This window comes from Nostoc sp. DSM 114159 (assembly GCF_053470285.1).
In genome coordinates this window covers 6,178,131-6,194,337 of the sequence record NZ_JBPFEH010000001.1, presented here as the reverse complement: position 1 = coordinate 6,194,337, position 16,207 = coordinate 6,178,131, and the positions used below count along the sequence as shown (strand labels likewise).

Genomic DNA, 16,207 nt, shown 5'->3' with positions numbered 1-16,207 from the left:
AAGTAGACATTATAAATTATTGTAATATTGAAAATACTTCTTTAACAAAATGGTCATATATTCTTGAGTCTTCGCTCAGTACTTCTGTCAAGTTGAAATATATGGATATTATTGGATCATTCTGAATACGGGTGCGTACTTCAGCCGTGATACAACTGGCGATTAAAATAGATTTAACCTTTGGGTTCCTCCGAAAAACTTCTTCAAAGGATTTTTTAGCAGCACCGTAACGTTCTAGTGCTCCTGCAGGATCAGTTCCTCCTTTTATCTCAATTATACCGACTGTTGTACCTTGATTGTTTAAAAGTGAAATATCTGGTTCACTAGAAAAAAGTATAGAGGTTTGATTAGCCAACATTACGCCCCGATAATCCTCAATATTTCCTAGTTGTTCTTCAAGTCTGCTAGGATTATATACTTCAACTCTTGTACCCTGACGGGAAATAAAAGCAGCAAGAAGATTGCGTTCTTTAACCTCTTTGATAAGAAGTCGCTGTACAACTTTTTCTGCTTCTTCCCCAATAGCATTACGCCAAGAACCGTCTATTTGTGTTCCTGTTGAAGCTAGTAGTATTCCATATAGTTCTTCCTCAGTCAAACTTTCTATAGAACTATCAATTATCAGCGATATATGTTCATTAAAAAGTCGGGAAAGCGCTAAGGCTCTATCTTCTCCTAGAGGATATTTATTTTCTTGATCGAGTTCAATTTTCTTTACATCAATTGCTGCTAAATACTTAACAGCTTTCTGAGAAAGTGCTGCAATATTACGATAGTAAGCTAACAATGAAGAGTGTTCTCGAATTAACCTGGGATGGCAAAATACCTGAATTAGTTGCAACTTTGGATGTTCATTAATATAGGTAAATGCTTCTTCTCCAATACCCCATTCTACCCAATTTTCCCACTTATATAAATTATTAACAGGTAATAATGCATTAATTTTGGTTCGCAAAGATAGCGTTTTGTATTCCTTAAGCTTGCGATAAAAGAAGGTTGAACGCAACCGATAATTTATACGATGCGCCTCAGTTAAGAGATTTGTTTCATCTAATGGCACAGTACTTACTTTTCCCAAATATAAACGCATTTACGTAGTTCTGTGCGCCCATGATTTCCCATTTGCTGGCTACTATTTCCTTTGCCTCTTCCTAATGTCCAAATATATCGCGTTTTCAGTCCAAAAGACTCTGCTATATCTGATAAAATTAGGTCTACAGGAACTTCTTCTCCAGCATATCTAACGTTATCATTTACCATTGCGACTATACCACCTGGTTTGAGAATACGAGCTAATTCATAAATTACAAAGCACATTTCGTAAAAATAATTATCTACCATTCTGACAATGTTATCATTATTTAATTTACCTTGTTTTTTATAATTTTCTAATATTATTAATAATTCTTGTAAAGCAGTCTGATTTTTAAAGGTAAAATCTATTTTTAAGAAATCCTGATATCGTTTTTTAGCAGTATAATATTTTTCTAAGTAATTACGCTTGTCACGGTTTTCTACAGTGCATGATAGCATTTGCTGACGTAAATACTTTACTTTTTCTTCACTACATCCCAAAAATGCAAGTTCAAGAGCATACGTGCGAGTGTAATCATATCTATTAACATAGGGTGGAGACGTAATCACAAAATCAATACTATTCTTTTGAATAGTTGGGAGAATTTCTAAACAAGAACCTTCATAAAGCTTAGGTTCTACGTTTTCGATAATACTAGATTTAGTGGTTGCCAATTCTAATAGTAAATTATCGCTAAATAAATTTAGTTGGACAGGACTGATATTTAAATCTGATATAATTTGCTTTAGTTTTCGATTTATTGCATATTCAAAAGATAAAATTTCTCCTTTATTAAATTTACTATTTACCTTTGAGCGACCTGAACGACTATCCCACCGAAGATATTGTCCATCTTTTCTAGTATAGCTAATATCCTCCAAAATACAAAATGCAGCATATATAAATAAAGTATTGATATCTTTATTTGGAATAACATTCTTACAATAAGATATGTAACCAGCTAGTTGTTCTTCATTTATGGAAGAAAATGCTCCACGGGTTATTGCTAAATGATTAAATGTAAATAATTGATCGTAATAGTCATGAAAATTGATTTGTTTTAACTTTGTAATTTCTAAATTTAATGAATCTACATCTATTTTCTGAGCGATGATTCGAGCTTGTGTCGCAAAAAGCCCAACAGGTAACAGTTCAATTCCCGTAGTTTGCCACCCTAACGCACTTGCAGCAAACAAAGATGAGCCAACTCCTGAAAATGGATCTATCAGTACGCCTGGTTCTGGTTTAAATTCTTGAAGAAGATAGGTAACTAGACGTTCCGAAAATCCTTCTCTATATTTGAACCAGGAAGAAAATGGAGTTTGTTTATTACCCTGATAACTAACTAAGGTTCTATCTAAACAAGAATTATGAAGAATCTTTAATTTAAATTTTTCGTAAAGCTTGTTTCTTTGATTTGAAAATGATTGAAGTTGCATTCAACTACTGAATAAAATCTACATAATTGATAATTATATTAATATTTATTACTTATTTATTATTGTTTTCACTAATCATTCTTAACTACTAACTTTTTATAGACTCCGAATCGCAATTTCCAACCCTTCACATACACGAGTCAGAAAATCTAAATCCAAAGTAGCGATCGCATCACTAGCTTTGTGATAATGTGGATTTCGCAAGAATGCCGTATCTGTCACCATCATTGCCGGATAACCCAAATCCCAAAATGGTGCATGATCGCTAAGTCTGGTTTGGGGAACTATTAAACCTCGATTCGGCACGGGTAGCCATTGACTAGATACGCCAGCTTTGCGAATCTTACGGCTCATCCCAATTAAGTCAGGCAATGTCCGCAAGTTACCAATTAAAGCGATAAAATCACCTGTATCTGGGTAGAAGCGTTCCAGAGGAGGGGGATAACTTTGGGAACCAGGTGTAGAATCCTTATAGCCCAGCATTTCTAAGGAGATCATTAAGCGTAGCTGTTGTTTTTGTTGATGCAACAGAACTGCATAGTCAGCACTACCCAGTAAGCCGTATTCTTCCATATCGAAAGCAACCATTCTTAAGGGATATCTCGCAGGTTCGGCAGCGAATTTTCTCGCTAATTCCAGCAACACCGCTACACCTGTAGCATTATCATCAGCCGCAACTGTTCCCGGAACCCCATCATAATGAGCGCCAATTAAAATAGGTGGCAAATCCTTTTTTTGCCCTTTAGCTTGGGATGCTAAATTTAATATCAAGTTATTACAAGTTTTACCTCTGACTTCAAAGGTGTGGATTTCCACACTCCCCCATTGGGAAAATTGCTGGCGGATATATTCTTGGACAAAAAAATGCCCAGCCGTTGCCATGTAAGGATCGCGTTCTCGCGCGATCTCACTCAGGAAAGTCTGTAATCGCTCTGTTAAATTCAAATCTTTTAAGTAGTAGCAATAATATGAGAATTTTCAGGCACTCAAAAAAGCAGAGCAAGCGTTCTTAAGGTTAACTTACCAATTTGCAGATAACTTAAACAGAAATAGGCGGATATCAAGAATTGAGGCTGCTTGGGCACACCAACCGTCTCAATGCTATCCTAGTCTTGCAACTATCTCCTCTAGCTGCACTTCTTAGCTTACTGCCTTAATGATGAGTATTTGAGTATTATACATTGAGGTGTTTTTATCTTGTAGCACAAAGCTAGAGGTAGTTCCGCCCAATCATAATAAATATATAAGACACTTTAGGAGAAGAGTAACGCATGGGCAAGGTAGTCGGCATCGACTTGGGTACAACCAACTCAGTAGTCGCCGTTATGGAGGGTGGCAAGCCGGTGGTGATTGCCAATGCAGAAGGAATGCGAACAACCCCCTCCGTAGTTGGCTTCAGCAAAGAAGGTGAAAGGGTGGTTGGGCAAATGGCACGGCGACAAACCGTCCTCAATCCTCAAAATACCTTTTTTGCAGTTAAACGTTTCATTGGGCGGAAGTATGGCGAACTGAATGCAGATTCCAAGCGTGTACCCTACACCATCCGCAAAGACGAAGTAGGTAATATTAAAATTGCCTGTCCTCGTCTGAATAAAGATTTTGCGCCAGAAGAAATTTCGGCAATGGTGCTGAAGAAATTGGCAGACGATGCTAGTCGCTATTTGGGTGAACCAGTCACAGGGGCAGTGATTACAGTACCCGCCTATTTTAACGATTCTCAGCGGCAGGCAACCCGCGATGCTGGCAGAATTGCCGGTTTAGAAGTACTGCGGATTCTCAATGAACCGACTGCGGCATCTTTGGCTTATGGATTGGATCGGGGTGACACGGAAACTATTTTAGTATTTGACTTGGGTGGTGGCACCTTTGACGTGTCGATATTAGAAGTAGGTGATGGGATCTTTGAAGTCAAAGCTACCAGTGGTGATACGCAACTTGGTGGGAATGACTTTGACAAAATAATCGTAGATTGGTTAGCAGAGCAATTTTTGGAAACAGAAGAGGTAGACTTAAGACGCGATCGCCAAGCTTTACAACGTCTGATGGAAGCGGCGGAAAAAGCCAAAATTGAGCTTTCTGCTGTCAGTGTAACCGAGATTAATTTACCCTTCATCACTGCCACGGCAGATGGCCCTAAACATCTCGAAACTCGTTTAACTCGTTCCCAGTTTGAAGGTTTGTGTGGTGATTTGGTGGGAAGATTGCGGACACCAGTAAAACGCGCCCTCAAAGATGCCGGACTTTCACCTAGAGATATTGAAGAAGTTGTGTTAGTTGGCGGTTCTACACGAATACCAATGGTGAAGCAGCTTGTACGCGACTTGATTGGCATAGAACCCAATGAAAACGTCAACCCTGATGAAGTCGTGGGAGTGGGTGCGGCAATTCAAGCAGGTATTCTTGCAGGCGAACTCAAAGATGTGCTGCTTTTGGATGTCACACCCCTCTCTTTGGGATTGGAAACCATCGGCGGCGTGATGAAAAAACTTATTCCCCGCAACACCACTATCCCAGTACGTCGTTCTGATATTTTTTCCACGTCTGAAAATAACCAAAATACTGTGGAAATTCACGTAGTCCAGGGCGAACGGGAAATGGCAGCAAGCAACAAGTCTTTAGGACGGTTCAAGCTTTACGGCATCCCACCCGCACCACGAGGAATTCCCCAAGTTCAGGTGTCATTTGATATTGATGCTAATGGTATTTTACAGGTAACAGCCCTAGATAGAACCACTGGACGAGAACAGAGTATCACCATTCAAGGCGCTTCCACCTTGAACGAGTCGGAAGTGAATCGGATGATTCAAGACGCTCAAAAATACGCCGATGTCGATCGCGAACGTAAAGAAAGAATAGAAAAGCGGACTCGTTCTGAGGCGTTGATTTTCCAAGCAGAACGACAACTAAGGGAAGTTGCGCTGGAATTTGGTATGCAGTTTGCCCGCAGCCGCCGCCAGAGAATTGATAATATTTGCCGACAACTGAAGGAGAGTCTTCAAGAAAATAGCGATCGCGGTATCGATCAAGCCTACGCCGACTTACAAGATGCTCTCTACGAGCTAAATCGGGAAGTCCGCCAGACTTATGCTGAAGATGAAGACGATGACTTGTTTGGGACTATCCGTGATATCTTTACTGGCGGTGATAAGGAACGAGAACGCGAATTTCCCAGAGATACATATCGAGAACGCGACTCATACAGTAAAGATTATGGCAGAGACTATGGCAGAGATTATAACCGCGATAATCGTTCTTCCTCTTATGAAAGCCGTCCTCCACGCAAATCCCGCCCCAGCTACCAAGATAACTGGGATGATGAAGAAGACAATGATTGGTTATAAGAAAAGTTAGGAGTAGAGACGCGATTAATCGCGTCTGTACAGGAGTTAAAAATAAATCTTTCAACTCATAACTCATAACTCCTAACTCATAACTCATAACTCCTCACTTTTAATTCATCTAAAATCTAAAATTTAAATAATTGAACTATGCAAAATTTGCCGAACTTTCGCGATTACTATGAAATTTTAGGAGTATCTAAAGATGCCTCTGCTGAGGAAATTAAAAAGGTTTATCGGCGGTTAGCAAGGCAATATCACCCCGATCTGAATCCGGGTAACAAAGAATCTGAAGAAAAATTTAAGGATATCGGCGAGGCTTATGAAGTTCTTTCCGACCCAGCCAAGCGATCGCAGTACGATCAGTTTAGCCGCTACTGGAAGCAAAAAGGCTTTGCAGGCAACCCGAAGACGCCAAAGGCTAAAACTTGGCAGAGTGGCGCTAGCGATCGCAACGGGAATCAAGATGTAGATCCTAGCCAATTCTCCGACTTTGAAAGCTTTATTAATCAAGTTATTGGTGTTAAAAATAAAAGTGCGGCAAATAACTCCAGTAATGGCAATAATAGCGATCCGTTCCGTTCTCCCAGAACAAAAGTTGCCTACACAGTTAATCCCCCGCCTCGCAACACCCGCCGAGATATAGAAGCCAGATTAACGCTTCCACTAGAAAAAGCTTATCAAGGCGGTAATGAACGCATTCGTTTGGAAGATGGGCGATCGCTAGAAGTTAATATGCCTCCAGGTATGGTAACAGGTCAAACCATCCGTTTGCGGAACCAAGGCGTTGGTGGTGGCGATCTATACTTAAAAATTACCGTTGAACCTCATCGATTATTTAAGCTAGAAGGTTTAAATATCGTCTGCCAAGTACCTGTTACTCCTAGCGAGGCAGTTTTAGGAGGACAGGTAGAAGCACCTACTCTTGATGGCCCTGTGAAAATGACCACCCCTCCTGGAGTTAGGTCTGGTCAAAAATTTCGACTAGGCAATAAAGGTTATCCTAACGATGCCGGTAAACGTGGCGATCAACTAGTAGAAATTCAAATAGTTACACCGAAAAATATTAGTCAAGAAGAACGGGAACTTTACGAAAAGTTACGGCAAATTGAAACCTTTAAACCCCGTGCTGATTTAATACGTTAGAGACTCGTCGTTATATTCAGTATACTGTCCACTGTCGAGTTGCTTAATACCAACGTCAATCTGACTGCGTAATGCTTCTAACTTGAGTTTTTGCAGTTCTTCTTCAAGGCGCTGGAGTTCATCTATCATCTGTTGAAACGCTTGCGCTTCATGCACTACAACCTCAGCTTTCCCATTCACCGTTAGTACAAGCGGAGATTTTGTTGCCTTGATCTTCTCTACGTAATCTTTGGCATTGCGCTTAAAATCGGTAAGAGTTTGAATATTTTCGAGATTAATCTTGATCTGCATCGCATCTAATTAAATGCTTTATAAGATATTTTATCAGATGCTAGACCTGCTGTGTCTTCTGAAATTCACAAAGGATTTAAAATATAAAAAATATCTTTGAGCAAAGTGACTCAAACAGATGTGAATCAAAACGGGGCAATGCCACAAAGCAGCGAACCAACTTATTACTCCCTGCTAGGACTGCATCCCTGGGCATCGGTAATTGACATTCGTCGCGCTTATCGGCAACTGAGCAAACGCTATCATCCTGATACTACAGACTTGCCGACTGCGATCGCCACTCTCAAATTTCAGCAAATCAACGAAGCTTACGCGACCCTTAGCCATCCAGAACGCCGATTAAGCTACGATTTGAAAATTGGCTATTCCCGCTTTGGAGTGATTCAACCACCCCCTGATTTGAATCATCCCGTCTCGCATTCTCATGACTGGTCAAAATCAGCTTACCTCGATGCGAGCGATCGCCCCTTATCATCTGGCGAAATATTTGCTTTATTTATGCTGGTGTTAACATTTGTAGGTTGTCTGTTATTAGCAGTTGCCATTGGCTTAACTCGTGGCGAGGCTGCAATCCATTCCCATTTGCTGCAACCAAATACATCTGTACAACAGCAAATTAGCTATATGTCGCAACTAATTGCCCATCCGATAATTAAAAATTAAACAATTCCCTAATCCAAAATCAAAAATTCCTATGGCTCTTCTTCCCTCTGATACTCCTTTATATAATCATCCCCTGCCACAAATTGAGCAGTGGCTAAAAGACCAAGGCTGTCAACAAGATGAAACACAAAGGCATTGCTGGCGTGTACAGCGACCTAATTGGCAAGCTGAATTATGGCTTGATGTTGAGCAAATCGTAGTGCGATATCTTCAATCTGGGGAAAATGGACAAGATATCCAACGCTCATTCAAGTATTCTCTTAGTCGGAATGATGTAGAAGAAGCTGTGTTTTCTGGGCCATAAGGAAGTGCTTATGTATTATGGGATTTTCGCAAAAATCCCCAAAAAGCTTAATTGTATCAAACCGCCCGATCTGTAATCTGCTTGCACCAACGCATAGCGTTTCGTAGAGAAGAATCGTAGAGTGTGCGTAAGTCCTATATTAACGTGAGTTCGACAAGACCTTTTTTGACCTCTCCCCCAACCCCTCTCCGACACGGAGAGGGGAGCCAAAACCGTAATTTCTCGTTGCTCCTCCCTTTCCGTTTCGGAGAGGGAGGCTGGGAGGGAGAGGTTCATCGAACTCAGCTATATTAGATTAAACCTAAAAGTAGGGATTCTAACTAGTAGAGCTTCTAATAACTCAGTTACAGGGTTGCTGCTCTATAACAAAAATTATGTATCAGCTTTTGTTACCAATGCTCTAGTAGTAAGTTGGCTACAAATTTCCAGTAATCTATTAACTGCACGCGCTGCTGAAAACTTTTCTGCAACGTATTGGCTGGACTGAAAACCCCGATTAATTGCTTCATCTGGATTATCTAGGCAATATCGCATACATTTGGCCAATTCTTCTGCATCTTCATTTTCAAAAAATAGGCTGTGCGGCCCTGCTACTTCTGACAATCCTCCCATTTTTGAGACAATCGAGCAGGTTTGAACGCTAGAAGCTTCTTGCACTACGTAAGGTGCTGGATCTTGCCAACGAGATGGAGCAATTAAAGCTAAAGCATCTTGAACTTTTAGAAGTACTTCTTTTTGAGGAACTTTACCTAAAAAATTAACTTTGTTGGCAATTCCTAAATCAGACGTTAGCTGTTTTAATTGCTGAGATTGTTCGCCATCGCCAATAATAGTAATTTTAAATTCTTGCTTTTCATCTTGTAAAATCCGCGCTGCTTTTAATAAAATATCTACACCTTTGTCTGTTGCTAATCTCCCGACAAAAATAAAATTATATGGTTGAGATAAATTTTCTAAAGTTTTAAGCTGGTTTTCCGACTTGATTTCAATCGGATTATATAACGTATCAACTGGCCAAGGAAAAGCAGAAGATTCTCCTAAAAAGTTACTACAAGCTGTATGATAATCGGCTAAGAAGGCAGTAGAAAGCCGGGTGGTTAGCCGTGCCCATTTGATCGAAGTGTGTAATTTCCACTTTAATGGATAATTAGCTTTTGGCAATGTGTGTTTCAATTCAGCTTTTAAACGTTGCGTCAAGTTCATCTGCTCATAACTAGTATGAGTAGATTGATAAAGAGAATAATGATATTTAATAATTATCTTTTTTTGCAAGAGTTTACATAACAAAGTAAACAATAAGTCATTAGAATTCATGTGTACTATATCTGCCCAAGCAATATAACTAAACCATTTTGCGATATTATCTTGTCTGGTCGAAATAGTTTTAACTTCAATTAATCTAGTTTCCAATTCAGGAATAATAGAATAAATATAAGTTAAAACTCCACTAATTTCATTATCATAATGACGGTGTTGAATTAATATTTTCATACATCAAGTATAGGTAATTTTGTATTTATGGGAATTGTGGTTGAGCATAACTATGAAACAAGTATTTCACTTTGCTCAGAATCAACTTGGTGTCTAAGTTAGGTAAGCACAAATAAATCTAACTATCCAACGAGATATAAAAAGCTTGAAACCCTTGCGATCGCTTCTCTACGAGACGCTACGCAAACACTTCGTTGAGTCCCAACGAGACACGCTTTGCAATCGCAATCCTCGCTACAGCCATAGTTATAAATTTTCTCACCCATCTACTTATATGCAGTTATATGCAGAAAGTTGGAAACAGGATTTTTCCCGATAGTTATAGTTATATAATTCCCGTAGATGCTGCTAAAGTACCATTCTCTTCGCTACAGGCTAAAAGTTTAGTCTGACAGTAGTTGGGTAAAATTATCATCAATTTGAAATACCTGCCGATCGACCTGAGATGTCACCCAAACAGGAACCAAAAGCCATTATTCCCAGTTTGACTTGGTAACATCTACTCATGAGAGAGAAGTAACAAGCCGCACTATCGCTTCGACTATCTTAGCTTCTTAGAAAAACTTCTTTTGAGACACAAGCGCTGATATACGTCTTTACATACCCAATGACCAACGATCAATGACCAATGACTAATAATTAATTTCTTTCCACCCATGTATGGATGCTACGCCTTTTGTAACCCATTCGATCGCAATTGGGGGAGCTTCTGATATCAAAATACTAGGATAAACTGCTGCACCCCAATCGGGATGAACTAACACACGGCATTGATTTTTAATTACCGGATAGTTTAGCAAAGCTTTGACAACTGCTGTGTCGTCGTGAGGAATTGCTCCGGGATGGGAGAGTAAAGGATAGCCTGTACGAGGGTCAATCAGATCGGTTAAATAGCCGCGATATCGCGCAGATTAAATGCTAAATCACAGCCAAATCTCATAAACTTTTCTCGTAAGCGTTCTTTCTCTGACTCTACTTCTAGTGTCTTTTCGACTAATTGATAACGCGATTGTTGTAAGACAATCACTACTCGTAAAAATGGCTGCCGTTTCCAATCTGGTAATATCCGTTCGCAGTTGGCACAGATATATTGACTGGGAGCATGAATTGAAATTTGAACCGCTTGTCCTGTTTCGCCAACTAAATTAATGGGACAGGCTTGCTCCGAAGTGTAAACTTTGGGATAGTTCACTAAATTGATTCGGCTTATACAAATTTTTTAATTTAATCTCCGGTATAGATGATACCTCTTAAAAGTTAAGAAAAATCATCATTTTTCTATAATATGTTACTTTTTTGGGAAGCAGTTAATAATAATTTGAGAAATTTAATCCGAATTTTATCCTTTATTAACCTGTTCTCATAGAATTTGCTGCGATCGCTGTAGGTATTGGCAGAAATGCAGCGTGTGTTAGACAAGCGATGCCGATGGCGGGCTACGCCTACGTGGATGAAATATGTTAGATCGAAATCCCAAAAAAGCAAAGCAGGTTGAAGTAAGCAGAAAATAACAAAAGTAATTATGTCTGCCAGGAAATACTTCAGCTATGCAGCCTAATTTCTATAACACCCAATTAATTGAGTTTTAAAGAATTCACCGGCACTTCATCCCAAGAATCGACTGTCCGCAATCGTGCCACCCAACCTGCTGCTTTTTGCCTCTCAGTCAAATTATTCTGAAATGAATCATGGCAATCTTTGGCTTGAGATTCATTACGAGTGGCAATACAGGCATGAATCATCCCAGACGGATCGATTTGCTCATTTACCCAAATAGTCATGGAATATTTCCTCAATAACTGTAGCGAACAAAGCTATTCGTCATTTTAGAATACTATTAGAGTCAAAAGTTTTAGAGCAAAATTCAGTAACAAATAGTGAACTAATCCCAATTACTGATTGCTAATTTACAATTACCCAGTTTTGCTTCATTTATTTGGCGGATATGATTTATCTCCTCTTTCGTAGCGACGACGGTAGAGTAATTCTAACTGTCCGCCATATTCTTGAATCCAAGCAATCTGGCGCTGGTAGAGTCCGCGGAAGGTATTGGCAAATAATAGTGTAAAGATTGCCACTACCAAGCCTGATGCTGTGGATACTAAAGCTTCACTAATTCCAGCTGTCACACCTGTTGTTTTACTACCTCCCACATCTCCGATATTCAGAGAAGCAAAAGAGTTAATTAATCCTAATACAGTGCCGAGAAGTCCTAACAAAGGCGCAAGACCAATAATTGTCTCAAAAATATTTTGCGAGCGCTTGAGTAAAGGGATTTCGGCTTGTGCTTCACTTTCTAATGCCAAACGAAATTCGTCTGGTGTCGCCTCTTGCAATTCTAAAGCTGCTAAAAAAATTCGAGCTAGGGGTAAATCAGCATTTTTGTGCAATTTATCTAAAGCACTAACTACATTATCAAGGCGATAAAGGTGTAGCACCTCTTGCACCACCTTGTTTTGCCGATTATTTATCTTTACCCAAAAGATGATCCGTTCGATAATCAGCGCCACTCCTAACAAAGAAAATGCCAGCAGAGGCCACATGACCACGCCACCTGCTGCAAACAGATTACTAATTTCCATTTATTATTTTTCAACTCTTCAACAACGCTAGATTAACAGATCGTTGTTTGAGCGAAGTTGATATCATTTCTCAAAAGGAATTGCTCTGAAACTTTTAAAGCGTTAGCAGCAAGTATGGCTTGCCCAAGCTGCATAGATGTTTGAATACCCAGGTTGACGAGTTTCGACTTCGCTCAACTCTCGATCCCTTAGTTGGTTGAGCGAAGTCGAAACCAACGGCGGCGGTAGATTTATTAACGGAAATTGCCTTAAGGAGTTTAGATTATTCCTACACCAGAACAAAAAACACAGTGTTACATATTGTGCTGTTGGTTTACTAAGCTTTACTTGCCTATTTATATTGTTCGTATGGATGAACGGACAAAAAATCTATTTTTCTTGGCAGGTGAGGAAAATATTATAGAAATATACCCTAACGGTAAATCGAGATACATAGGATGAGCAAGCCTAATTTTCATACAATGAGCCAGAAAGAGTTACATGATTACGTTCTTGCTCATCGGGAAGATCGGGAAGCCTTCTATGCTTATGTGGATAAGCTGCATATCGAAGGTAATTGGATTGAAATGCCACCGTTAGAGTCAGAACAAGATTTAGAAAATTATCCTCAGTTCATAGAGCGTATTCGCAGCAGTTCTGAACCACGAGATGGAGCAGTTTAAGGCTTACAGCAGTTTTTCTGCTATCCTCAGTTTGGCCGATCGCGATCGCGGATTTTTCTCAATTTCCTCTTCTTGAGCAATAATCGGCTTTTTTGTCAAGACCTTTAATAACGGTGAATTTCTTAAACCATGCTTTACTGGGCGGTCTTCCAAACTGTGGAAACTGATAATCGCAATTCTACCGCTAGGGACAAGGGCATTTGGGGCTTTATCCAAAAAGGTTTCTAGGGATTTTAACTCATCGTTGACGACAATTCGCAGAGCTTGAAAAACACGAGTAGCAGGGTGAATTCTGCCATAACGGTATTTTGGAGGAACTGAAGAAGCGATCGCTTCAGCCAATTCTGTAGTCGTGTGCAACGGTCGCCGTTCTATAATGCGTCTAGCAATGCGCCGCGATAATCTCTCTTCACCGTACTTAAAGAAAATATCAGCTAATTCTGCCTCATCCCAATTATTAATCACATCAGCAGCAGTTAGCGATCGCCCCCGATCCATTCGCATATCCAAATTTGCAGCTTGGCGAAAGCTAAAACCCCTTTCTGCTCGATCTAAATGGTGAGAACTTACCCCCAAATCGGCTAAAATACCATCGAAAGTGTTGGGGGGAAATTCGTAGTCCGCAAAATTGCGATGAATAAATTGTACGCGATCGCCAAACTCAGCTAATTCTTTCCTCGCTGCTGCTAAAGCCTCCTCATCTTGGTCAATCGCCGTTACCCGCACATTTGGCGCAGCTGCTAAAATCAAACGGCTGTGACCTCCACCGCCTACCGTTGCATCAAGATAATGACCTCCTGGAGATACCGCTAAACCTGCGATCGTTTCCTGCGGTAACACTGGTAGATGAGAAAATATCGGTTCTTCAATAGCTAGCTGACGATTCATGAGACTTAGGGCAAAAAACCACAGATGAACTTTAATTATGTATTCTTTTGTTTGTGTGTTTGTGGTTTCTAGCTAAAAAATAGTTTTTAAACCACTAAGCCACAAAAGAAAATATCATAAATTCCACACCTAAAGCTGATGCTAGGTGTGGAACTTTAAGCATCTATAGTAATTCTATTTGATTTGTGAAAACTCGCGTTGTCCAGATCCCCGACTTCTTTAAGAAGTCGGGGATCTAATTTATCATGTTATTTTTTACCTTTCTTTTGGTAAATCATCGAATTTGGTATCACTTTTAATTTTTTCTCCATATTTAAATGTCTATTTAAAATAAAAATGAATACATTATCGGGCAATTCATTTTCCTTTAATAAGCCCTGAACAATTTTAGAGTTATCGTTTTCATAAATACGACTACCTTCCCAAAAACTAAATCCACGCTTCACAGCTATAACATAAAGTGGTTTTTCAGGAAAATATTGCAGATTCTTTTTAACTAAATAAGCAGTTATTATCTGCGGGTAATGAGATAACTGCTGACGAAGCTTATTTACCTCTATCTCAGAGATATCATGATAGTCAAATTTATCATTTTTTTTCAAACTAGAGCGCTCTTTCTGTGCTTTTAAAATTAATTTATGATGATTTTCTGCACGTTCTTGATAAAACTTCGCTTCCTTGTTTTTACCTTGGTTTTTCAGAAAATCGCAAATTATCTGACAACCTACTATAACTATATTTGAGTCTTGCTCTATTGCCTTCTCAATGTATTGTATTCCAGTCGCATCTTGTTTTTTTAATAATATTTCACCTAGTAAATAATTAGCTGATGCATGATAAGCATCACGATGAAGAATTTCTTGTAATAGAGGTATAACAGCTTCTTCGCCCTCAATTTTCAATGTCAAAAATGCTTGCTGAATAGCTTCTTTTAAAGTTAGCTGTTGTTTGTGCGATTTGTAATTTAAATCTTTTAATGTAGCTATCAATTTTTGAAACTCAGCATATTTTTGTCGCCAAGGTGTTGCTATATTTTCTCGCCAATTTAGACTAAAATAATCAATAAAAATTTCTACTGTCTCGCCTAAAAATTCTTGGGCCGCACTAATTTCAATTGGTGCAAAGATAGCTAATTCCTGCTGAGTATCGGCGATATATCCCAAGGCTTTTAATCTATCTGTCAGGCAAGGGTGAGTATCAGCATTGTTGGTTTTTTCCGTTAAAGCTTCACTTAAATAAGCACTTGTAATTTCCTGATTAAGTCTCTGACTTAAAGCCTGCCTCATTTCCATATAAGTCATTATTGGTGGTTCAATCTCTGTTTGTGATTGTTTATAAATACTAGACCAAAAATATCTTTCTAGAAATCTAGCTTTGACCTCCACATTTATCAAAGCTTCAGCAGCATTTTGTTCCCCCGTTAGCTCAACAGCACATCTATCTGCTTCATATTCATTCATTCGTGCTAATACAAAAGAATAGGCATTAAAAAATGGAATGTACCATATCAAGAACAGTTGAAAAATTAACAATGATAGATCGTGTCCACTTTGTTGGAGTCCCTTAAGAATGCGATACCAAGTTTCGCGTTGGCGATAAATCCAACCTCTAAAGCGGCTGTGATTTCCTGATAAATGTCCTAGTTCATGGGCTAAAACGGCACGAAATTGTTCGGGTGGCAGTGCTAACATCAGTGGTAAACCGACAATTAAGTAATTTTGCTGCCATCCCAGCAAACCTAAGCGTGGTCTTTGGACAACTGCTGCATTAAAATCGTTGGTCAGCAGGATGTGGTGAAACCGTGGAGCTTTTAGCTTCGATGAGATTTCGTTAATTAAAGAATAGAGATTGGGTACATCTTTGGATTGTAATGGTAAACCTGTTGGTGGAGGGAAAGAAACCCAAAGCGATCGCACTAATACGAATGCTAACGTCAGGCAAAACAGAAGACCTGTCAAAGATAAGTTAGAAATTGACTGAGTATTAAGTATCCCAAAAATAATACCTACCAGCAGAGTTAATGTTACAGCTAGAACCAAAAATATATATGCGTATCCCAAAGTAGCCAAAAAAGCAACGTGCAATTTATAAAGACGTGGTTGTTTGTGAGCAAAAACTTCTAACTTTTGAATTAGCCGATCGAAACGCTCTTGATTGAAAGTCATAAATATGTATCAGCGTCATAAAACTGTAATATAGCTGACACAATATCTCTTTAGCTTACGTAGAAACTCAGAAGTCAATAGTTATCATTGAGAAAACGCATCTTCTTTCACCTCGTCCTCTCAGCACCATGAGATAAAAAAATTCGATGCCTTAATTAAGTGC

Annotated in this window: 15 protein-coding genes and 1 pseudogene; 6 read left to right on the top strand and 10 right to left on the bottom strand. The window is 39.2% G+C overall.

Annotated elements, in window-relative coordinates; all coding sequences use genetic code 11:
• Positions 1–16: 16 nt before the first annotated feature.
• From ACR5KR_RS26135 to ACR5KR_RS26125, 3 genes are all read right to left on the bottom strand, one after another.
• Positions 17–1,060 (bottom strand): XcyI family restriction endonuclease, encoded by a 1,044-nt coding sequence (locus ACR5KR_RS26135; protein WP_445629848.1) that lies wholly within the window; start codon positions 1,058–1,060, stop codon positions 17–19.
• Positions 1,061–1,065: 5 nt separating this feature from the next.
• Positions 1,066–2,514, bottom strand: a complete 1,449-nt coding sequence (locus tag ACR5KR_RS26130; protein ID WP_445629849.1) for a site-specific DNA-methyltransferase — start codon at positions 2,512–2,514, stop codon at positions 1,066–1,068.
• Between the two features lie 96 nt (positions 2,515–2,610).
• Positions 2,611–3,459 carry a M28 family peptidase gene (locus ACR5KR_RS26125; protein WP_448268522.1) on the bottom strand — a complete coding sequence of 283 codons (849 nt, stop codon included), beginning with the start codon at positions 3,457–3,459 and terminating at the stop codon, positions 2,611–2,613.
• A 326-nt stretch (positions 3,460–3,785) separates the two neighbouring features.
• Between ACR5KR_RS26125 and dnaK the strand changes: the two genes are divergently transcribed.
• Together dnaK and ACR5KR_RS26115 are read left to right on the top strand one after the other, a co-directional pair.
• The gene (dnaK, locus tag ACR5KR_RS26120; protein ID WP_448268521.1) at positions 3,786–5,855 is read left to right on the top strand and encodes a molecular chaperone DnaK; all 2,070 of its coding nucleotides are present in this window, start codon (positions 3,786–3,788) and stop codon (positions 5,853–5,855) included.
• A gap of 147 nt (positions 5,856–6,002) precedes the next feature.
• The gene (locus ACR5KR_RS26115; protein WP_448268520.1) at positions 6,003–6,998 is read left to right on the top strand and encodes a DnaJ C-terminal domain-containing protein; all 996 of its coding nucleotides are present in this window, start codon (positions 6,003–6,005) and stop codon (positions 6,996–6,998) included.
• On the opposite strand, the gene ACR5KR_RS26110 is transcribed toward ACR5KR_RS26115, so the two are convergent.
• Positions 6,987–7,289, bottom strand: a complete 303-nt coding sequence (locus ACR5KR_RS26110) for a type II toxin-antitoxin system prevent-host-death family antitoxin (protein WP_448268519.1) — start codon at positions 7,287–7,289, stop codon at positions 6,987–6,989. The genes ACR5KR_RS26115 and ACR5KR_RS26110 overlap by 12 nt on opposite strands.
• 138 nt (positions 7,290–7,427) lie before the next feature.
• Between ACR5KR_RS26110 and ACR5KR_RS26105 the strand changes: the two genes are divergently transcribed.
• Positions 7,428–7,952 (top strand): J domain-containing protein, encoded by a 525-nt coding sequence (locus ACR5KR_RS26105; RefSeq protein ID WP_448270340.1) that lies wholly within the window; start codon positions 7,428–7,430, stop codon positions 7,950–7,952.
• Positions 7,953–7,983: 31 nt separating this feature from the next.
• Positions 7,984–8,256: a DUF3143 domain-containing protein gene (locus ACR5KR_RS26100; protein ID WP_448268518.1), complete on the top strand. Its 273-nt coding sequence runs from the start codon at positions 7,984–7,986 to the stop codon at positions 8,254–8,256.
• 372 nt (positions 8,257–8,628) lie between these two features.
• On the opposite strand, the gene ACR5KR_RS26095 is transcribed toward ACR5KR_RS26100, so the two are convergent.
• The 4 genes and pseudogenes from ACR5KR_RS26095 to ACR5KR_RS26080 all read right to left on the bottom strand — a co-directional run bounded on the left by ACR5KR_RS26095 (position 8,629) and on the right by ACR5KR_RS26080 (position 12,329).
• The gene (locus ACR5KR_RS26095) at positions 8,629–9,747 is read right to left on the bottom strand and encodes a glycosyltransferase family 4 protein (RefSeq protein WP_448268517.1); all 1,119 of its coding nucleotides are present in this window, start codon (positions 9,745–9,747) and stop codon (positions 8,629–8,631) included.
• 632 nt (positions 9,748–10,379) lie between these two features.
• Positions 10,380–10,939 (bottom strand): annotated as a pseudogene (locus ACR5KR_RS26090) (methylmalonic aciduria and homocystinuria type D protein).
• Positions 10,940–11,321: 382 nt separating this feature from the next.
• Positions 11,322–11,528 (bottom strand): glycogen debranching protein, encoded by a 207-nt coding sequence (locus ACR5KR_RS26085; RefSeq protein ID WP_194046500.1) that lies wholly within the window; start codon positions 11,526–11,528, stop codon positions 11,322–11,324.
• Between the two features lie 147 nt (positions 11,529–11,675).
• The gene (locus ACR5KR_RS26080; protein WP_445629855.1) at positions 11,676–12,329 is read right to left on the bottom strand and encodes a MotA/TolQ/ExbB proton channel family protein; all 654 of its coding nucleotides are present in this window, start codon (positions 12,327–12,329) and stop codon (positions 11,676–11,678) included.
• 261 nt (positions 12,330–12,590) lie between these two features.
• Between ACR5KR_RS26080 and ACR5KR_RS26075 the strand changes: the two genes are divergently transcribed.
• Both ACR5KR_RS26075 and ACR5KR_RS26070 read left to right on the top strand, forming a co-directional pair.
• On the top strand, positions 12,591–12,770 hold the full coding sequence (locus ACR5KR_RS26075; protein ID WP_448270338.1) for a DUF6888 family protein: 180 nt from the start codon (positions 12,591–12,593) through the stop codon (positions 12,768–12,770).
• The gene (locus ACR5KR_RS26070) at positions 12,767–12,991 is read left to right on the top strand and encodes a DUF6887 family protein (RefSeq protein ID WP_322639032.1); all 225 of its coding nucleotides are present in this window, start codon (positions 12,767–12,769) and stop codon (positions 12,989–12,991) included. Before ACR5KR_RS26075 ends, ACR5KR_RS26070 begins: the two co-directional genes overlap by 4 nt.
• A 3-nt stretch (positions 12,992–12,994) precedes the next feature.
• Here the strand turns inward: ACR5KR_RS26070 and rsmH are convergent, their stop codons facing one another.
• Complete coding sequence (rsmH, locus tag ACR5KR_RS26065) at positions 12,995–13,879, bottom strand: 16S rRNA (cytosine(1402)-N(4))-methyltransferase RsmH (RefSeq protein ID WP_448268516.1); 885 nt, start codon at positions 13,877–13,879, stop codon at positions 12,995–12,997.
• 248 nt (positions 13,880–14,127) lie between these two features.
• The gene (locus tag ACR5KR_RS26060; RefSeq protein WP_448268515.1) at positions 14,128–15,918 is read right to left on the bottom strand and encodes a M48 family metallopeptidase; all 1,791 of its coding nucleotides are present in this window, start codon (positions 15,916–15,918) and stop codon (positions 14,128–14,130) included.
• Positions 15,919–16,207 lie beyond the last annotated feature (289 nt).